Source organism: Ornithinibacillus salinisoli, assembly GCF_042684965.1.
Classification (GTDB): Bacteria; Bacillota; Bacilli; order Bacillales; family Amphibacillaceae; genus Ornithinibacillus; species Ornithinibacillus salinisoli.
Map to the genome: position 1 here is coordinate 164,959 of NZ_JBHUMI010000003.1, position 18,686 is coordinate 183,644.

The 18,686-nt window shown below is 35.7% G+C and carries 22 protein-coding genes and 1 other RNA gene; 4 read left to right on the top strand and 19 right to left on the bottom strand.

The window, feature by feature from the left end; genetic code table 11:
• Positions 1–49: 49 nt before the first annotated feature.
• The 12 genes from ACFSTA_RS00890 to ACFSTA_RS00945 all read right to left on the bottom strand — a co-directional run bounded on the left by ACFSTA_RS00890 (position 50) and on the right by ACFSTA_RS00945 (position 9,283).
• Positions 50–685, bottom strand: coding sequence for a response regulator transcription factor (locus ACFSTA_RS00890; protein WP_377554531.1), 636 nt, complete (start codon positions 683–685; stop codon positions 50–52).
• A gap of 14 nt (positions 686–699) precedes the next feature.
• Positions 700–1,779 (bottom strand): sensor histidine kinase, encoded by a 1,080-nt coding sequence (locus ACFSTA_RS00895; RefSeq protein WP_377554533.1) that lies wholly within the window; start codon positions 1,777–1,779, stop codon positions 700–702.
• 16 nt (positions 1,780–1,795) lie between these two features.
• Positions 1,796–3,085: a M20 family metallo-hydrolase gene (locus ACFSTA_RS00900; RefSeq protein WP_377554535.1), complete on the bottom strand. Its 1,290-nt coding sequence runs from the start codon at positions 3,083–3,085 to the stop codon at positions 1,796–1,798.
• Positions 3,086–3,800: 715 nt separating this feature from the next.
• Positions 3,801–4,307: a DNA-deoxyinosine glycosylase gene (locus ACFSTA_RS00905; protein ID WP_377554537.1), complete on the bottom strand. Its 507-nt coding sequence runs from the start codon at positions 4,305–4,307 to the stop codon at positions 3,801–3,803.
• A gap of 169 nt (positions 4,308–4,476) precedes the next feature.
• Positions 4,477–5,058, bottom strand: a complete 582-nt coding sequence (locus ACFSTA_RS00910) for a DUF4352 domain-containing protein (RefSeq protein WP_377554539.1) — start codon at positions 5,056–5,058, stop codon at positions 4,477–4,479.
• A gap of 603 nt (positions 5,059–5,661) precedes the next feature.
• A complete protein-coding gene (locus ACFSTA_RS00915; protein WP_377554540.1) occupies positions 5,662–5,859 on the bottom strand; it encodes a hypothetical protein in 198 nt (65 codons plus the stop codon).
• 4 nt (positions 5,860–5,863) lie between these two features.
• On the bottom strand, positions 5,864–6,313 hold the full coding sequence (locus ACFSTA_RS00920; RefSeq protein ID WP_377554542.1) for an NUDIX hydrolase: 450 nt from the start codon (positions 6,311–6,313) through the stop codon (positions 5,864–5,866).
• Between the two features lie 8 nt (positions 6,314–6,321).
• The gene (locus ACFSTA_RS00925) at positions 6,322–7,179 is read right to left on the bottom strand and encodes a GNAT family N-acetyltransferase (protein ID WP_377554544.1); all 858 of its coding nucleotides are present in this window, start codon (positions 7,177–7,179) and stop codon (positions 6,322–6,324) included.
• Between the two features lie 34 nt (positions 7,180–7,213).
• Positions 7,214–7,624, bottom strand: coding sequence for a hypothetical protein (locus ACFSTA_RS00930; RefSeq protein ID WP_377554546.1), 411 nt, complete (start codon positions 7,622–7,624; stop codon positions 7,214–7,216).
• A gap of 42 nt (positions 7,625–7,666) precedes the next feature.
• A complete protein-coding gene (locus tag ACFSTA_RS00935; RefSeq protein ID WP_377554548.1) occupies positions 7,667–8,422 on the bottom strand; it encodes an alpha/beta hydrolase in 756 nt (251 codons plus the stop codon).
• 50 nt (positions 8,423–8,472) lie between these two features.
• Positions 8,473–8,733 carry a hypothetical protein gene (locus ACFSTA_RS00940; protein WP_377554549.1) on the bottom strand — a complete coding sequence of 87 codons (261 nt, stop codon included), beginning with the start codon at positions 8,731–8,733 and terminating at the stop codon, positions 8,473–8,475.
• A 181-nt stretch (positions 8,734–8,914) separates the two neighbouring features.
• Complete coding sequence (locus tag ACFSTA_RS00945) at positions 8,915–9,283, bottom strand: cytochrome-c oxidase (RefSeq protein WP_377554550.1); 369 nt, start codon at positions 9,281–9,283, stop codon at positions 8,915–8,917.
• A gap of 140 nt (positions 9,284–9,423) precedes the next feature.
• Here ACFSTA_RS00945 and ACFSTA_RS00950 point away from each other — a divergent pair, with 140 nt between their 5' ends.
• Together ACFSTA_RS00950 and ACFSTA_RS00955 are read left to right on the top strand one after the other, a co-directional pair.
• Positions 9,424–10,002: a Maf family protein gene (locus ACFSTA_RS00950; protein WP_377554551.1), complete on the top strand. Its 579-nt coding sequence runs from the start codon at positions 9,424–9,426 to the stop codon at positions 10,000–10,002.
• Positions 10,003–10,146: 144 nt separating this feature from the next.
• A complete protein-coding gene (locus tag ACFSTA_RS00955; RefSeq protein ID WP_377554552.1) occupies positions 10,147–11,097 on the top strand; it encodes a DMT family transporter in 951 nt (316 codons plus the stop codon).
• A 20-nt stretch (positions 11,098–11,117) separates the two neighbouring features.
• On the opposite strand, the gene ACFSTA_RS00960 is transcribed toward ACFSTA_RS00955, so the two are convergent.
• Positions 11,118–12,536: a DHA2 family efflux MFS transporter permease subunit gene (locus tag ACFSTA_RS00960; protein WP_377554943.1), complete on the bottom strand. Its 1,419-nt coding sequence runs from the start codon at positions 12,534–12,536 to the stop codon at positions 11,118–11,120.
• A 414-nt stretch (positions 12,537–12,950) separates the two neighbouring features.
• The gene (locus ACFSTA_RS00965) at positions 12,951–13,904 is read right to left on the bottom strand and encodes an alpha/beta hydrolase (protein ID WP_377554554.1); all 954 of its coding nucleotides are present in this window, start codon (positions 13,902–13,904) and stop codon (positions 12,951–12,953) included.
• 170 nt (positions 13,905–14,074) lie between these two features.
• On the opposite strand from ACFSTA_RS00965, the gene ACFSTA_RS00970 reads away from it, so the two are divergent.
• Together ACFSTA_RS00970 and ACFSTA_RS00975 are read left to right on the top strand one after the other, a co-directional pair.
• Positions 14,075–15,118 (top strand): ArsR/SmtB family transcription factor, encoded by a 1,044-nt coding sequence (locus tag ACFSTA_RS00970; protein WP_377554556.1) that lies wholly within the window; start codon positions 14,075–14,077, stop codon positions 15,116–15,118.
• A 35-nt stretch (positions 15,119–15,153) separates the two neighbouring features.
• The gene (locus ACFSTA_RS00975) at positions 15,154–16,368 is read left to right on the top strand and encodes an MFS transporter (protein WP_377554558.1); all 1,215 of its coding nucleotides are present in this window, start codon (positions 15,154–15,156) and stop codon (positions 16,366–16,368) included.
• Positions 16,369–16,739: 371 nt separating this feature from the next.
• Here ACFSTA_RS00975 and ACFSTA_RS00980 read toward each other — a convergent pair whose 3' ends face one another.
• From ACFSTA_RS00980 to ACFSTA_RS01000, 5 genes are all read right to left on the bottom strand, one after another.
• Positions 16,740–16,982, bottom strand: a complete 243-nt coding sequence (locus ACFSTA_RS00980; protein WP_377554560.1) for a hypothetical protein — start codon at positions 16,980–16,982, stop codon at positions 16,740–16,742.
• 244 nt (positions 16,983–17,226) lie between these two features.
• Positions 17,227–17,595: a VOC family protein gene (locus ACFSTA_RS00985; RefSeq protein ID WP_377554562.1), complete on the bottom strand. Its 369-nt coding sequence runs from the start codon at positions 17,593–17,595 to the stop codon at positions 17,227–17,229.
• 285 nt (positions 17,596–17,880) lie between these two features.
• Positions 17,881–18,065, bottom strand: a non-coding RNA gene (gene ssrS / locus ACFSTA_RS00990) — 6S RNA.
• Positions 18,066–18,148: 83 nt separating this feature from the next.
• On the bottom strand, positions 18,149–18,406 hold the full coding sequence (locus tag ACFSTA_RS00995) for a sporulation protein (RefSeq protein WP_377554564.1): 258 nt from the start codon (positions 18,404–18,406) through the stop codon (positions 18,149–18,151).
• Positions 18,407–18,419: 13 nt separating this feature from the next.
• Complete coding sequence (locus ACFSTA_RS01000; RefSeq protein ID WP_377554566.1) at positions 18,420–18,560, bottom strand: small, acid-soluble spore protein L; 141 nt, start codon at positions 18,558–18,560, stop codon at positions 18,420–18,422.
• Between the last annotated feature and the right edge of the window lie 126 nt (positions 18,561–18,686).

Genomic DNA, 18,686 nt, shown 5'->3' on the forward strand with positions numbered 1-18,686 from the left:
AAGTACCTTCGAAAGAATCATTGCTAGATTTGTAACAATATCATGAACTCTAATTGGTCAAATCATGTTTTACTGCATAAATTGCTAGCTGTGTGCGATCACGTAATCCTGTTTTTTGGAGTATTTGTGTCACATGGTTTTTAACCGTACCTATAGATAGATAAAGCTCTTCAGCTATTTCTTTATTCGTTTTTCCTTCTCCTACAAGCTTGGTGATAGCCAGTTCACGAGTAGATAAATCAATTTCTGGTGTAGGATTTTTAGATTGCTGTAACAACCTCGGCATCACTTTTGCAGCAACTTCATCATGGATCGTCATCCCACCTTGCATGCAACTATATACTGCTTCTATTAGCTTTTGCGACTCTGCTGTTTTAAGTAGGAATCCACTGGCTCCTTCTTTTAAAGCCTGTAAAGCATATTCATCATCATTAAACGTTGTCAATATCAATATCTTTATGTGTGGCCAATTCTTTTTTATGACCCTAGTTGTTTCAATCCCATTCATTATAGGCATTCGGACATCCATCATGATAAAATCTATCATATGCTTGTCCAAAATATTTATCGCCTCTTGACCATTTCCTGCCTCATGTGTCACATGAATATTTGAATCTTGTTCCAATATAACTTTTAATCCCTGTCTAACGATCGCTTGGTCTTCAACTATCATTACCCGCCACATTTCCAGCAGCCCTCCTATTGTACAGGAATTGTTCCTTTTACAATGAATTGATCTTCTGTTTGATAAACGTCTACATTCCCATTTATCTCTTCAACACGTTTTTTCAAATTTGTAAGTCCAAACCCGAATTCAAATCCGCGTGTATGATAAATTGTGTTTATAATCTCAAACGTTAAATCTCCGACAGCGGATTTTCCTAATATAATTCGTATTTCTCTTGACTGCGCATGACGCATAGCATTTGTAAGCGCCTCTTGAATTACTCGATACAAAACAACACTTTTGTTATTGGAAAGCTTTACAGAAAGAACGCCTTGCTTTGTTGTAAATTGAACGGTAATATGACTCTCCGCTTCTAATCGTCGAATTAGATGAACAACAGAAGCGATTCCTTCATTTTCATCTGATTGCAGTGCTTTTACCGCATGCCGTGTCTCTTCTAAGCTTTCTTCTGCCATTTGCTTTAATTCACGAAAGGATTCATTATTTTCTTGAATAGCTAACACTTCTAACTGCATGATTAGTGCAGTTAACCGGTGCCCCACAGAATCATGGATATCCCTTGCGATTCTATTTCTTTCTTGAAGTCGTGCATCATCTTCTGCCACTAGATTCATACGCTTCAACTTCCTATACTCTCCTAATAACTGATGGTATATTTCTTCTTGTTCTATTCTAGTATTTGTAAAATGATTCATGGCAACGATGAAAAAATATACAATGAAACTGATGAACAGCAACTCAAAAAAGTAATTGTCACTCGTAAGTGATATTCCAAAAATAAGCAGTCCATGAACAACCAAATATATGGTTTGGTGCTTTTCCTTCAATTGAAATGCTGATACGGTCGCAACATAGAGCATGATGATTACGGTGATGGGTGCTTCCTCAATGAGAAGGAATCCATGAAGGAAGATAACAAAACATATGCCACCATATAAAAACACTAAATACTTCTCAAGAGATAGAAAGAAAAACAATCCTAATGCAATTGAAAAAAACAATATACTTATCGGAGGATTTGGGCTATACGTTATAATCATATATACCCACAATAATACAAATATACCAATACGAATCCAGAAAGATTTCACGCTATAGCCACCACCTTTATGCTTGCAAACTCTCCACAAAATGTTTCAAGACATGGACCGTTTCCATGCAGTCATTTAACTCTGACCATTCGGAAGGACTATGGCTTACTCCATCTTTACTTTGAACAAAAAGCATTGCTATTGGTAGCTTTTCACCGACAACCATAGCATCATGTCCTGCTCCACTAGGTAATTTATAGGCATTAATTCCTTTAGCGTGGCATGATTTTTCCAGCAGTTCTTGTTTCGCTTCTTCAATTGGTACTGGATCTACTCTCATTTTTTCAATAGATTCCACCGTAACACCATGTTTTTCAGCAACGCTAGTACCCGTATGGAGAACACTTTTGATTAGGTCATCCCTAGTTTGTTTATAGATATCACGTATGTCCACATACAAGGTAACTGAGCCAGGGATTACATTAACGCCATTTGGCTCAACTTGAATTTTCCCTATTGTTGCAACAGCTGAATCACTAATCTGTTTTGGAAGCTTACTAACTGCTTGGATAAATTCACTAGCTGCTACTAATGCATCCTTACGGTCGTACATTGGTGTATTACCCGCATGTCCTGCCTCACCAGTAAATGTGAATTCTAACCAACAAGGTCCAGCAATTCCAGTAACAATACCACATGGCAACTTCTCTTTTTCCAATCGTTTTCCTTGTTCAATATGTACCTCGATAAACATTTCGATTTCATCTAAATTTCTTTTGGATGCCACATACTCCCCAACCGTTAAACCAACATCCTGTAACACTTCTTCAAAAGATAATCCAGCACTATCTTGAAGCGTTAATTTTTTCTCCATATCAGCAATACCTATCATGGCTTCACTTCCACCGAAGCCACCATTAAATCTAGCTCCCTCTTCATCGGTAAAGATTACTACCTCAAAAGGCTTTTCCGGTCTATATCCCGTTTCATTCCATGCCTCTACAACTTCTAAGGCAGTTAATACACCAAGCGGTCCATCGAAATGCCCACCATTAGGAACACTGTCCACATGTGATCCACTAATGATTGCTGGAAGATCTTTCTTTCCTTCTAAGCGACCAAATACATTTCCTGCACCGTCCATCCTGACATCTAGCCCTGCTTCATTCATCCAGCCGATTACGAGTTCTTTTGCTTGTTTTTCCTCGTGCGAAAATCCCGGCCGATTGGATCCCCCTTCTTTTGTAAGACCAATATTTGAAATTTCACCTAAGCGATACGCTAGGCGTTTACCAGATATTCCATCATAGTCATGTTTGCTATCATAATTATTCATTAATTGTTTTTCTAAGTTTAATTGTTTCAATGTACTCACCTCTTTACTAACAATACCAAAATAATTGCAAAAATTACATACATTAGCAACATTACTTGCTACATGAGCCACTAAGGTGTTCGCTCAATGTGAATATACTAGTTTATTATGAATCCAAGTGAAGACAATTCATTACTCTTTTGATGGTGAGCAAATCCTCATGACGCGAGCATTTTCGAAGGGTAATATAGGAAATTTGTCATAACTTACAGATTACCGTGAATATTGTACCATTTCCCAATAATTGCATATTAATTTTCAAAAAATATAGTATAATGATGGGGACAGGAACTGTAGGATGAGTTAGACTTACAGCAAGTGGAGCAGTATCGGCGACTTTAAATCCCTTATGAAAGGGGTTGAAGTCTGTGATACCGATTGACAAAGCGATTGAGTTGATGCTCATGTTTTCAACGTTGATCTTGTTAGTTGTTAACAGCAAAGAAAAAAAGTAATCACCCTGTCGGTAAGGAAAACCCAGGATAATTACCTTTTTTTCGCTCCCAAAATAAAGTCGCCGAATCTTACATGAACTGTCCGAGTCGTAAGTTGCCCGCTTACGACTCGATTTTTATTGTATTCAATGATCCGTAAAAATAATACTAAAAATTTATTTTAGAGCGAGTCATTAAACACTCCCAAAAACTATTATACAAAATAAACCAAGCTAACTACAACATCTTTTTGTCAAAATTATTAAACTTTTTTACAAGTACGTAGTTATTTGTTGCCAATCCGCTATTTTTCCATCCAAGGTTTTGTTATACCTTCCAGGAACCGGACTTGACGATGGTAGTTTAATGACGTCAACGTTTAGAAAATTTTCTTTCTCAAAGTACTTATTAAATGTCTGAAAAGACTTTGTTCCATTACAAGCAATTAAACGAATACTGGGGAAATCTTTTATAAGTTGATCTAGGTCATTCGGCTCTTCTGCTATTATATCCGCATCAAGGCTTCCTTCCCTGTAACAAGCATTGATGGTATCCCACAATGCTATATGATGATGTTTTATTAGGGCTAGCTTGTCTTCGTAGTTCAGAATCGGCGTGTCATGCTCAAGAATATTCATCATAATCTTCCAGAAATGATTGCGTGGATTGCCATAATATTCTTGTTTTTCTAATGACTGTTTACTTGGCATGGATCCGAGAATGAGCACCCGTGGTTGATCTGAGATAACAGGCGCTAAACCAATTAATTTTTCTGACATATTATTTAATACCCCTTTTTACAAAATTCTACACTACTTGTCAATCTTTATTATTTACTAAATCTTAATAAGTGTCATAGAAAAAGTATCAAATTATGATTTAGGCTGAATTTCTTATCCACTCATCAAAAAAGGAGGAGCTCATTTAAGCCACCTCCTTCACAAATGTTTATTGATTTAGATCGTCTGATGTTATGACCCAAGTTGCCTTTCCAGAATCAAACGGGTCACTAAATTGAAGCTCATATTTGCCAGACTTTGGAACATCAAATGGAATTTCACCACGTAATTTTTTCTCAGGTGCAATTGTACCATCGAATTGTCCTTGAATACCTTCTGTTAATATCGTTGTCGTATAAGTATAGCCTTCCTCATCATATAATTCCACATTCACAATCGAACTTACAACAACTTCTTCCTCTGTATTATTTTCAGCAGTTAAATTAACAACTATGAATTGATCATTTTCCGGCTCATCAATTTCTCCACCTGGTTCCACACGCACTTCATTAAGAGTAACATTAAGTCCTTCCAAGTCGGCGGATTCACCAACACTCAGTTCTTCTTTATTCTCTCCACCCTTATTATCTTCCTTGTCATCAGCAGCATCTTCAGCTTTATCACCGTCTTTTTGCTCTTCGGTGTCCTTACCTTCTTCTTTATCCGCATCCTCACCATCTCCGCCACAGCCTGATAAGACGAGGACGAATGATAATAATAAATATGAAATAATACTATTTAATTTTTTCAACTTGTTCCCTCCAAATAAGTTTATCATCCCTATTTATTCACAAAAAAAGTTAAATTATACGAAAATGGACTACTTGGAGGTAGTAAAGCAATATAATATGATAAGATAAGTATAGAAGTAATTACGAAGCATTTGTACATATAGAAATTAACAAGGGAGGCATATTTTTGAAGAAATCATTAAAAATCACACTCACTGTTGTAAGTGGAATAATAATAGGAATTGCCACTCTTGTATTCACATTTATAAATGGAATGAAACCTAATGAGCAAGAGGAAGAAAAGTAATTGCGCAGGCAGAAGAATATATAGAAGAAAATTTTGATAGTGATAATTATGAAATATACGATGTTGTGTATGATAACATGGGGAATTTTACGGATTTTGATTATGCAGCCAAAGTACGTAATTTAAATACTGATGAAGAACTTTATGTGTATTATCATGAGCAATATAATCAAATAGTACATAGAACTAAAGAAGAATGACAATAACACATGAAATCCCAGTAAATATTGATAATCATTCATATATTCATGTGTCCGTCAGTTCGGAATTATTTTAGCAATAAAGAAAATAAAATTTTGATGGTAAGTTTTCCACCCTAATCTTGTCTATCTTGGACATTCGCAAGTGATGAAAAGAATAAACCGATTCCTAAAAAAATAAACATGACCGAATGTGATCGTACCAACTTAAAATCACCTTCGTTTATCTCCTGAACTAGAAAGATAAGACCCATAATCAAAAAAATCATAGCTAATGCAAATGTGAGTTTTGTAAATAATGATAATTTCTTCATCCTTCTACCTCATTTCAAAATGGTTATTAAAAAAATTCCTTGTATTTGAATGTGTGAGAAGAAGTAACAATGTATCCCTATCCACAATTTCTATTGCACTTATCTCCGTATCACTCGGCTGAAGATATTCCATATCTCCTACATATTCAACATGAAACATCGTTGTTTCTTGCTTCCTATAACCGATCGTGCTCTGTACCTGTCTAGGAAAGTCAAAGCATAACTTTTCGTCAAATTGTTTTACTACTTCAAAATCACTACAACCGGTTTCTTCTTTTAATTCGCGCAAGATAGCATCTTTAAGGGAACTGTCACTTGATTGAACACCACCTTTTACAAAATCCCATTCACCATTAATGTTCTTTTTCCCATGAGTTGTATTTATTTTTGTCTTATGCACAATTAAAAATCGTTTTCTATATGTAATAATTGCGCCAACTGCGATTCGAATCATATTTTCACCTACAATCCATTCTTTGGAATCACAACAGCATGACAGGCTTTTTCATAAAATTCCATTGGTCCAGCACCGCCGATAATAGCGTATTCATATCCAATATCTTTCATATCTCTCAAACAATGATGGAGCAAGGAGTAGCCAATCCCACGTACACGCTTATCCATGACGACCCCCATTGGTCCGAAATATCCTTTCTTTTGTTGATAAACATCAAAAGCTGCAAAACCAATGACTTTTCCATCATCATTACATGCAATATATATAGGGGGATGATCCGTGTGTATCCCACTTTCCACAGTTTGCTTCCATTCCGTTGAAAAGCACTGTTCCACAAAGGAGAGCAAATTTTCACGATCAGCTCTCGTTACCTTCTTGATATTTAGGGTATTAACTTTTTGTGGAAATGTATAACCATGTAAATGAGTTATCATATCTCTTGCGGTTGTACCAAGGTTTAACATGGTTTGCTTTTGTTCTTCTGTTATAAACCTGTTCATTGTAGCATTGGTCAGTAAAGCTTTCAAAACATGACCTTCATTTACTAATATTTGATTATAATGTTGCATATATATAGAAGCTTTTTCCAATACCTCTTTAACATCTGCAGTAACATATAATTGAAGTTGCTCATCGAAGAACGATTCATCATTAGAGGAACCTTCTGAACAATTCCGTAAAGCAACTTCATCCAAACTTGCTTTTAGCTTAATTTCTCCAAGAACCCCTGTTTTTTCTTGAAGGAATCCAAGTAGGAGATGCACTGGTGTTAAACTGCTATGATTGGTATTTTCCATTTCTTGAACGGCCAAGGAAAAAACTCGCTTCATTCTGTTTGTATAGTTCACGGTAAGACTGTTCAAAAAGCTCCCTCCTCATCTTTTATCGACACAAGCATCACGATAAATCAAATAATATATCCTTTAATTCTTGTGTAGATTTTTTGGATAGTGTATACACAACATGTGTATTTTCTACTCTCATTATAGAACCTCGTTCCATATCTTCCCTTAGCCAAAGATGAAATCCTTCTTCCTTACCATCAGAAGAGATCACGTTCAAGTCGAAATCACCAAAATCCATGTCAACTACCCCTTCTTCTTTCTTAGCCGAATGAATAGCTTCCATGAATGTTTCTACCGTTTCTTCATCCGTAAACACAACCGGATCTTCGTGATTCACACTACCGAATGTATCAAATTCAGTGACTTGGATTTCAACTACATTTGTTATATTTATATCGTTAGAAGAACACGCCACGATATTCATAACAACAATTAATAGGAATAGATTTTTAAACCATTTCATATCGAATCACCTTCTCCAATAAGTAGAACCTTGCAAGACGATTTACTTAGTATGTTTACGAATGAAAGAAATACACTTTTTCGCTATCATATCTTTGTCATTATCAAGGGTTGCCACATGATAACTGTTTTCTAGTATCACGATAGATTTATCATCTGATGAAATATTTTGGTAGATTTCTAAGGAGTTGTCTGGTGGAACAACATGATCTATAGTGGAAGAAAAAATAAGAGTTGGAACCGTTATTTTCTCTAAATCTTTCCGAACCATGTTCATTAATGCAAGCAAATCTCCCATTGATTTAACAGGAGTTTTCGGATAAGCTAACTCTTCTACTCCATCTTTTTTAATGTCGGAACCTATTCCGTCAACAAATCGTTCCTCACCGTCTTTGATCTCATGATAATACGACTCCATTTCAGGTAAGTTAGTCGCTGCATTTATCGGCATAATTCCTGCAATTTCCGGATCATTCTCCGCAAGATAAAGTGATAGTGTTCCACCCATTGATAACCCGACAACAAATAGACTGGAACATGTTTCTTTTAATTTTTCTACTCCCGCTTCAACATTTCCAATCCAGTCCTGGTATGAGGCTCTTTCCATATCTTCTTGATGAGTACCATGTCCGGTTAATCGTGGACCATAAACAGTAAATCCTCGTTCCGCTATCTGTTTCCCAATGTCATACATACTTTGTGTTGTTCCCGTAAAACCGTGACTTACCAAAACCCCTATTTCGTTTCCTGGAAAATAGAACTCCTCAGCGTTTTCCAATACAGAATACTTTTCTACCATACGATTAATCTCCCTTCACATTAAAAATTGTTTTATTTTTATTAATTACCTTAAATAAGCTTTCTTTCAAATAAGACATAGGAAACCAAACGATAAACGATTGGTATTAGTGCTAATAAAGACAGATATTTTTCTGGACTTGGTAAAAATAGGAGAAGCATACCAAGTATGACTGATATAACTGTAACTACATTACCAGCAAATCCATTAATCGGTGTATTATCTAACAAAAAAGATGTTGCGCCTTTTAAATCCTTCGAATAGCAATTTTCATGGTAGGCAACTATTCCGATAATCATGGTTGCTGTCACTAACTCCTCCTTGTTATCAATTGTGTCAGCACAGCGTTCACAAAAAACTTTTGCTTTGGTTATGACGATCACCTCAGACTATTTACTATACTTCTAATTTCGACATTTTCCTATCCATCTCCTTCTACTTACTCAAAATTAATAATAACCCCTTTCAAATTGATCCAAAGGGGTTATTACTCTATTGATCTAGATTTTTTAATATATTGTATCCAAAAATGTATATTCCTAAGACAGTAACAACTCCACCAATTGCTACAAACGTTAAGAATAAATCACCAGCACCTGAAATCGCTAGAGCTAACCCTCCCATCATAACTGGTAATCCAATATTATGGAGCCAAAAGTGGACTTTTGCTGAAGCAGTTTCAGCTAGGTGTGGAAACAGTTTATAAAAGATACCTGCGATTGCTAAGGATACCCAGCCAAGTAGATTGACATGTGCATGCACACCCGTTAAATTGTAATCATGTGCCATGGACATGTATAATCCCAGTGTGACACCAATAATAAAGTACCAAATGGATATTTTGATTAACGTATTACCCACAAACAATTCCCCTCTCTACATTTAGAATCGATACTAAGTATATGAATAGGGGGAGATACATAGGACTATTTTTGGGAAAACGGAATGAAAATAAGTAATTATTCTATTTTAATTTCAAATTTGAATCGGAGGTCGTAACCATGTCTAAAAGACTTATTTTAGCCTCAACATCACCGCGTCGACAAGAACTACTACAACAAGTCAACATACCATTTACTTTACGAAAACAAGAAACGAATGAATCTCAAATTATAACAAGTGATCCGGTGGATAAAGTGAAGCAATTAGCCACTCTAAAAAATAACAATATTTCTCTCGAGCATGAAGATGAAGTTATCCTGACTGCGGATACAGTCGTATCTTTTCATAATCATATTTTTGAAAAGCCAAAACATAAAGAAGATGCACATGAGATGTTATCTGCTTTGAGTGGAGAGGTGCATGAAGTATATACTGGTGTCATGATTCGATCAAAAGAAAGTAAACATGTATTTGTTGAAAAAACAGAAGTAGAATTTTGGTCTTTATCTCAAAAAGAAATAGAATGGTATATTTCAACACAGGATCCTTACGATAAAGCAGGTGCATATGGAATCCAAAGCATCGGATCGATATTCGTTAAACAAGTTGTTGGTGATTACTATAATGTTGTTGGATTACCGATATCCCGTGTCGTTAGGGAACTTAGAAATTTCTCTGTATTTCCAGAAAATAGTTAAGCTATTCATGCCACCTTTTCACTACTATAATCGATTGTAGTCTTGAATAAGTGGCAATTTCTTCTATAAAATTATCTTCTAATTATTCTAATATCTGCTATCATAAAACGTAGCAATAGATTTTTCAGAAAACGGGGGAGTTACATGAAAGCAATCTTAATTGGGCTCATTTCTGCGTTATTTTTTTCCGTTACCTTTGTATTAAACCGGTCGATGGAACTAGATGGAGGAAGTTGGATTTGGAGTTCCTCCCTACGATTTATTTTTATGCTTCCAATGTTACTCATCATTGTTGGGTACAAGAAAAATGTGAAACCAGTCATTCTACATATAAAATCCAACCCAATCGAATGGATAATTTGGAGTACCGTTGGTTTTGGTTTGTTTTACGCTCCATTAACATTTGCTACGATTTATGGTCCAGGCTGGCTTGTTGCAGCTACTTTTCAAATCACCATTATCGCAGGTTCGTTACTTGTACCTTTTCTGAGCAAAAAAAAGAAGCATACAATTCCATTGCAAAGTATACTTATTTCTTTGGTTATTATTGCCGGAGTATTCCTTATGCAACTTGAACATGCATCTGCTGTTTCCACTACAAGTGTTTTATTATGTGTCATACCGTTAATTATTTCAGCATTTAGTTATCCACTAGGTAATCGAAAAATGATGCAGGTTGTAGATGGGAAATTGAATACGTTTCAACGCATATTAGGGATGACTATTGCATCCATGCCATTGTGGATAGTCCTTTCCATTTATGGAATGTTTACACATGGATTACCTAGTTCAAGCCAGGTCACGCAAACATTCATTGTCTCTATTTCATCAGGAATCATTGCTACAGTATTATTCTTCTATGCAACAGAAATGGTTCGTAATGATAATCAAAAACTAGCTGGTGTTGAAGCGACACAGTCAGGTGAGGTTGTGTTTGCATTATTTGGGGAAATCCTTATCCTACATACTGCCTTTCCAAGCACCATTTCCTTTATCGGGATGTTCCTCGTTATTATCGGAATGATTTTACACAGTATTGTATCTGCATATGGAAACAAACATAAGAGCATCAAAAATATTAAGCAGGGTGCGTGACATATCACGCACCCTGCTATTTAACTAGACTTTCCCTCAGCTACCATTGCTGCACGCTCCTCAGCAGGAGTCGTCCCTTTGATAAAAAATGCTAATATAAGTGCAATAGCTGACAGTACTGTAGCTACATAGAAACTAACATTAACCCCATGAATTTGATCCACTGTAGTAGTTGTATTTCCTGATGCCATTGCCGTACTTGTCATAATCGTAACGAGAATTCCAGTACCTATCGAGGCAGCTACCTGACGCATTGTATTATTCATCGCCGTACCGTGTGGTATTAAACGGTTGGGTAATTGGTTTAATCCAGCCGTTGTTGCTGGCATCATAACCATGGAAATCCCAAACATACGAATGGCAAAAACAACTGTAATATATGTTAAAGATGTAGTAGGTGTTAGCTGAGTATATAAAAAGGAAGTTACCGTTAACAACGATAAACCAATAATCACTAGCCAACGTGCCCCAAACCGATCAAATATTCTACCATTGATTGGCGACATGATACCCATTAACAAAGCACCTGGTAAGATAACCAAACCAGTATCAAGTGGGGAAAAACCTGCCATATTTTGCATATAGATAGGAAGTATCGTCTCAGCGGCAATTAATCCTAGAAATGCAATCATACCAATTACCGTTGTAATGCGAAATGTCTTGTTTTTAAATACGCGGAATTCTAAAATGGGCTGTTTTAGCTTAAATTGTCTCAAAATAAATGTTGTTAAGGAAATACAGCCTACAAGAATAGCGATAATTACTGTCATATTAGTCCAGCCATAATTTCCGGCACTACTAAATCCATATAGCAATCCACCAAATCCAAAGGTTGATAAGATAATTGATAAGAAATCGACCTTCGGAAATGTTCTAGTAGTAACGTTTTTCATCACAAAATAAGCTATAATGATATCAATAATCACAAGTGGTAATACGATATAAAATAATATTTTCCAATGGTATTGTTCGAGTAACCAGCCGGATAGCGTAGGCCCAATCGCTGGGGCAAAACTAATAACTAACCCAACTGTTCCCATTGCAGCCCCTCTTTTTTCGATCGGAAATATTAATATAAATACCGTCATCATTAATGGTATCATTATTCCTGCACCAGCTGCCTGAATAACTCGGCCTGTCATCAGCAGGGCAAAGTTCGGTGATAGTGCACATACTACCGTTCCAATGGCGAAGATGCTCATTGCAGTTAGAAACAGTCTTCTTGTTGTAAATGTTTCAATTAAAAAAGCAGTGATCGGAATCATAATTCCGTTCACTAACATAAAGATTGTCATAACCCACTGTGCTGTATTTTCAGTTATATTCAAATCATCCATAAATATAGGAATTGCTGGCGCTAATAATGTTTGATTTAAAATTGCCAAAAAGGCTCCAGGCAATAATACAGCAACGATCGGAAAGTTATTCATTTGTTTCATATTTACTGATTGATCTTTCTTCAATAGTTTCAACTCCTTCACAGTTGCCACTTTAAATTAATAAGTTGCTGTCAATTTCCAATTATACCATTATCCATTTTTACAACCTACAAATAAATACTCATCCATCATTCTAATCATAGTAGCTGGAGTTACTTTTAGCCTCTTCATCAATATGTCCCCGTAGAAGGCTATTCTGTAGTACAGGATAAACTAAGACTAGTAGTTAAAGTTCATTTCAGAGATTCGAGCTACATAAACAATATCCAAGAGATGGGTATTACATATGAAACGTTTGGATTCGATCACAACCAACACATTGAATTTGAGGGGTTCGTTAAATGATGATGAAACTAATTGAAAAAGCACTAAATCTACCATTAATCGCTGTAGAGAAAGTGCCTTTTTATATTACTAATCTAGTACCTTATTATTGATAAAATGACGAACTCGTTCTTGAAATTCTACTGTCGCAACCTTATTAGCTTTCGTGTGACCTGCATCTGGAACAATCCACAATTCTTTGTCTCCTCCTGCAGCATCATACAATTCATGTGCCATTTTAGTGGGAACTAGTTCATCAGAATCCCCGTGTATGATCAATAATGGTCTTGTATTGTTTTTCACTTGATCCACCGCTGACGCCTCACCAAAGGTATACCCTGCCCTAATTTTCGTAATCACACTTGTTATATCCAGAAGTGGAAATGTAGGGAGGTGATACAGATGTTTTAACTGGTGACTTAATTCCTCTTTTACAGTTGTGTAGCCACTATCTGCAATAATTCCCTTTACTTCCTGTGGCAATTCCTCTCCACTTACCATGAGTACTAAGGATGCTCCCATCGAATTCCCGTGCAATACGATACGTTGCGTTTCGTAATTTTCAATTAACAGATTAATCCAATCCTGGTAATCTAATCGATCATGCCAACCATAACCAATATAATCTCCTTCACTCTCTCCGTGTCCGCGAGCATCTGGCATTAATATGTCAAAACCTTGGTCATAATAAAATTTTACAAGTTCATCCATATGGTCTCGATTACCACGATATCCGTGAGCTAATATAACTGCATTTCCTGTATTTGCTTCATTTTTGATGAAACCTGCTTTTAATACTAATTCATCAAAGGAGGTTATCTCTAATACCTCCGGACTCTGATTTTTATACCATTTTACTGATTCATCTATAATGGATTGTTCTTCCTCGCGTACCACAGCATTTACGGTCTCTGACTCTTTGTGAAGTTCTACTTCCGTACCTCGTTTGATTCCTTCATTGTAAAAGTAATTGCCTGCGAATAATAATCCAATAAAGACAATCCCAACTATAATTCCCATAATCATAAAAATTCGCTTTTTCATCGGTTCCACCCAAATCTACTAGTTCTATTTACCCTTATTTTATCACAGAAAGTCCTATTTCATTGGATTTGAAATGAAATTATATTAATTAATTCGAAAAACATTGAATATTACGTTCTGTAAATATAGAATATGAATAAGTACAAATTATTTCAATCGAGGTGTTATATATGGATGTATTACATTTTACAAGCAGGAAGAGAGAGACCTATCATATTCAACTAGAATACTCCCTCTTATGGGAATGTGCCTTAGGGATAGCTGCTATTACCAATACCCCAATGATTCATACGTTAGAAAAACCATCAAGTTATTGGCGTAATATCAAGCGTTCCTTATCAGAAGAATTAGTAGTGCAACTAGATTTTGTCGAAAAAAATAATACGTGGAAGGCTTTACTTCAATTGTTACATCAGGAAAGATTCTCCGATTTATTGGAGTTTACTTCATACATAGAAAAACAGTCAGATAACGAGTTAAAATTTATTTGTTTACCTTATATAGGAGCGAACTATCAAACGATTAGAAGCAAGGCTGCATCCGGGGAAAAATTAGCGATCAATGAAATGAAACAGTTAACAAACGGAAATGCTTTCTTTCCTCAATATATTGAATTCATTTGTCAAACAGATCCTAGTTTTCTCAAGGAACATCTTATCCATGTGATGAAAGGTTGGTACGAAGCTGTCATAAAGAAAGAGGAGGAGAATCTCCATGTGATCTTACAAACGGACTATCACATGAAAAAACAAATGGCAGAAAAAATGACTCCTGAGGAATTCGTTTCATGGACAACTGGTGGTGTTGCTTATTTGCCAGAACCAAATGTTAGCAACGTTCTACTAATTCCACAGTTCGTGTATCGACCATGGAATATAGAAGCGGATATCGAAGACACAAAAGTATTTTATTATCCAATAGCCAATGAAAGTATTACACCTGATGATCGCTACACACCAAACAACTTTTTAGTGCTAAAGCATAAGGCATTAGGAGATGAGGTTCGAATGCGAATGGTTAAATTACTATTTGAGAAAGATCGTACATTACAAGATATCACTGCACAACTAAACATTGGTAAATCTACTATCCACCATCACCTAAAGATCCTTCGATCAGCTAAACTAGTAAAAATTGTTGATTCAAAATATTCCCTTAAGAGGGATATGATTGACTTCTTACCTGAGGAACTAAACTTATATTTAACGAAGTAGTATTAGTGTAGGTACGAATAGGGGATAGCTGTTTTATGAAGATGAAAAATGATAGCTTTCGTTCGATTTGGATAAGTAGTGCTACCTCAGAATTAGGAGGTGCTTTATTTACTGCTTGTAATTCCATATTGATATATGAAATAACAGGATCGCCTACTGCATTAGGGTTAGTATGGCTAATATACTACATCCCTTCATTCTTGATGCAGTTATTTATAGGTCCTTATATCGATCGTTGGAGTCGCAAAACGATCATGATTAGTTGTCAACTTACTCGAATGTTATTAGCTTTGGTATTAATTTGCTCTCTTCTCCTTAATAACTTTACGATTACTTTTATTTATATCGTGCAAGTTATTGTTGGTATGATCATGCCCATTTTCACACCTGCCAATCAAGCAATATTACCAACGATTTTAAGGAAAGAACAACTAGTAAAAGCAAACGCATCACTAGAAAGCATACGCCAAGTAATGGCTATTATGGGACCAATTGTATCTGGCATATTTATTGATGTATTGTCGATTGTATGGATATTAGTTATTATTTCCATTGCCTTCGCATTAAGTGCCCTCGGACTATTGAAGGTAAATGAAAACTATGAGAAATCAACGATAAGAAAACCTTGGATGGAAGAATTTCGTGAAGGACTTCATTCCTATTTTAAACATAAATTAGTCGTATGGCTTGGCATATTTTTTGGATTTGTTCAATTTGGTGTTGGTGTAACGATTGTTACAACCCTCCCTTATATCACAACGATATTAAATCAATCCTACTCTGCATATGGATTGTTCATGGCAGGATTTCCAATCGGTTATACAATTGGGGCATTACTGCATACGAAATTAGGGAAGATTAAAGGTGTGGGAATTCTTTTTTCAGCGTTATTTATTGGTGGTTGTACCTACTTATCTTTAAGTATTACTCCTTGGTACTCCCTAGCTATTGTAACGGAAATTATTGCAGGAATGGTAATTGCCATCTTTAATATATATAACATCACACTCATTCAAACGTTAATCCCAAATCAACTACTGGGTAAAGTAACCTCTGTTCGTTTATTAATTATGCGGACGATGTTACCATTGGGTATCTTATTTGCAACACTATGCTCACCATTTATAAGTATTCGTACTTTGTATTTTGTCATTGGAAGTGTGATCTGCATAACAGCTTTTTGGGGATATTTATATGTAAATAAGAGGCATATAGGCGAACAACAGTTATTAACACATGAAGTTAGATGATTTGTAGATTGAGTAAGAGGTTGGGGCAATAGTGTTTTAGTCAAAGAAAAATCCAAACCATGATTCAAAATTCAATTAGAATTCGAATTAGTTTGGATTTTTCTTTGGGTTGTTTTCGTACTTTGTTGCTAATCAGATATAGATTGCGAAGTAACGTACTGCTCTTAACACCACGACGGAATCTTGCACTGTCTCTCAGGAGTCTTAGTGAAATTCCTCCGACCTTCACTCGTTAAATTGTTGCTTGTGAGCGAATATTTCATTTTATGAGCGAATTGCTACTGGAAATCGATATTCTTCAAAAGAAGCTGAAGCCGTGCCCACGGAAAGTTGGATCTGCCGGAGCAATTGCAAAAGTCATGGAGGAGTGTTTAAATAATTACAATGCCTCCTATAATAAAAATTAATCCTGTTACAATAACTGTACTTCTTATGAACGCTATAGGAAGTTTTCTAAGAATCCAATTCCAAATTACCAAAAGCGGAAATCCTTCATCACCAAGCTCGTTTCTCACCTTAAAATCACTAAAATCCTTTTCTTTTAGTTTGAAGAAGAAAAAAATCAAGGTCGTAATTCCCCATAAAATACTTAGAACACCCAATAAGATATTCATAAAAAATCCCCCTGAATTAAATTTATGAGCACTTTTAGAATAGACTAGATATAAAATATATAACAAACACGTTTAAGTCAAGTCCTACATAAGTTCATGATAACATATTACACATAGATCATTCGAAAATTTCTGACTTAAATTATTAATAAAAAGAACGGACTTCATTGTCCGATTCTCTTAGCACCCATTTCTTTGCAAATATTAACACAGGTTTCTCCACGAATTAGTAATTACTCTCCTATTAACCCCACTCCAAAAATTCTAACCGATTTCCAAATGGATCTGATACATAAAATCGATTTGCACCTGGTAGATTCTTATCGGAAATGTAATCAATGTTCCTGCTATCTAAGTATTTCTTCATAGCTTCTATATTTCTGACTCGAATAGCCGGATGCGCTTTCTTAGCTGGAGTAAAAGGCTCTTCTACTCCAATATGGATGTGAACCATACCAGCTTGAAACCATACCCCTCCACGATTTCGTAATGGCTCTGGTTTTTCTATTTCTTTCAACCCCAAAATTTCACTATAAAAGGTTCGTGCATCATCTTCTTTTCCAATTGGCGCCGCTAACTGCACATGGTCAAGCCTTTCATATACAAACGACATATAAGATCCCTCTTCCTTATGTTTGGTATCGACTCTATCATAAGGCATTTTCATTTCACTGTATAATACAAAAATATGATCAATTCTGAAAGGATTTGCTTATAGAGGATGTTCAAAAAGTCTGGTAAAAATGACACATCGAATTTCTTCGTTGGCTTGTTTCTACGCTGCTACGCCGCCTCGAACTTCACGGTCCTTTTCATCCTCCTTTTTGAACACACACTTATATACCAGAAAAAGTTAAAGACCAACCTCTAAAAAGAAGTTGGTCTGCCATTTACATATTCACTAGCCACCTATGCCGTACCTTCAAATAAAAAGTTTTAAACCACCACTTCACTAAGTGGGTGTTTGCAGAAACCTTCTTGCCTTCCGCTCTGTGACGGCACGGCATTTGAGTTTCAATGTAAAACTCCCTATTATCTATTTAGAGGTTAAAACTTAATTAAATACGAACATCGTAGCTTGTATTTATATATTACTACGCAGAAAGGAATATATCAATGTTAATTCTATCCAATAGTGTAAAATGAGATGATACTCCTATCTTCATCTAGAAAAGTAGTTCATATACCTCAGTTAATTGGTCCACCCTCGTATCATCCCCGACATTTTTTGCATAATTTAACTCTCTCTCAACTATAGAATCAAGATAACTCATCTCTTTATCATCCAGATCCTCAGCAAATTGCTCTTCACTTTCATAGTTGTTCTGCTCAATTTTTTGGAAAATTTGTTTACACAAATCATTTTCAATATAATTCGCTAGTGACTCACGTAAGTATAACAATGTATCATCGATGATGTTCACCTACTTTGAAATCCTATATTTTCGTATTCTTTTTTTTGGAATGTTGCTCTAATTGTGATCTCGGTTGCTGATCTTCAACATCTTCGGTTAATCCCTGTGGATTCACACTTGAATGAACCCGTTTTTTGCTCCAATTATCATTTTTTTTACTCATGTACCAACACCTCCACATTACATATTATTTCAAAAATAATTGCTATTATCCGTTGCCATCATAAAAAATTGATCTGTCTTCCGAATCATAATGGATATCATATGGCAAACAATAAATAGATCGTTT

Excerpts from the sequence above, each read along its gene's own strand:
- ACFSTA_RS00985 (WP_377554562.1), bottom strand. The coding sequence starts at position 17,595 with ATGTCGTTTGTATATGAAAGGCTTGACCATGTGCAGTTAGCGGCGCCA.
- ACFSTA_RS00890 (WP_377554531.1), bottom strand. The coding sequence starts at position 685 with ATGTGGCGGGTAATGATAGTTGAAGACCAAGCGATCGTTAGACAGGGA.
- ACFSTA_RS00970 (WP_377554556.1), top strand. The coding sequence starts at position 14,075 with ATGGATGTATTACATTTTACAAGCAGGAAGAGAGAGACCTATCATATT.
- ACFSTA_RS00975 (WP_377554558.1), top strand. The coding sequence starts at position 15,154 with ATGAAGATGAAAAATGATAGCTTTCGTTCGATTTGGATAAGTAGTGCT.
- ACFSTA_RS00905 (WP_377554537.1), bottom strand. The coding sequence starts at position 4,307 with ATGTCAGAAAAATTAATTGGTTTAGCGCCTGTTATCTCAGATCAACCA.
- ACFSTA_RS00920 (WP_377554542.1), bottom strand. The coding sequence starts at position 6,313 with ATGATTCGAATCGCAGTTGGCGCAATTATTACATATAGAAAACGATTT.
- ACFSTA_RS00960 (WP_377554943.1), bottom strand. The coding sequence starts at position 12,536 with ATGAAACAAATGAATAACTTTCCGATCGTTGCTGTATTATTGCCTGGA.
- ACFSTA_RS00980 (WP_377554560.1), bottom strand. The coding sequence starts at position 16,982 with ATGAATATCTTATTGGGTGTTCTAAGTATTTTATGGGGAATTACGACC.
- ACFSTA_RS00915 (WP_377554540.1), bottom strand. The coding sequence starts at position 5,859 with ATGAAGAAATTATCATTATTTACAAAACTCACATTTGCATTAGCTATG.
- ACFSTA_RS00935 (WP_377554548.1), bottom strand. The coding sequence starts at position 8,422 with ATGGTAGAAAAGTATTCTGTATTGGAAAACGCTGAGGAGTTCTATTTT.
- ACFSTA_RS01000 (WP_377554566.1), bottom strand. The coding sequence starts at position 18,560 with ATGAGTAAAAAAAATGATAATTGGAGCAAAAAACGGGTTCATTCAAGT.
- ACFSTA_RS00930 (WP_377554546.1), bottom strand. The coding sequence starts at position 7,624 with ATGAAATGGTTTAAAAATCTATTCCTATTAATTGTTGTTATGAATATC.
- ACFSTA_RS00965 (WP_377554554.1), bottom strand. The coding sequence starts at position 13,904 with ATGAAAAAGCGAATTTTTATGATTATGGGAATTATAGTTGGGATTGTC.
- ACFSTA_RS00955 (WP_377554552.1), top strand. The coding sequence starts at position 10,147 with ATGAAAGCAATCTTAATTGGGCTCATTTCTGCGTTATTTTTTTCCGTT.
- ACFSTA_RS00950 (WP_377554551.1), top strand. The coding sequence starts at position 9,424 with ATGTCTAAAAGACTTATTTTAGCCTCAACATCACCGCGTCGACAAGAA.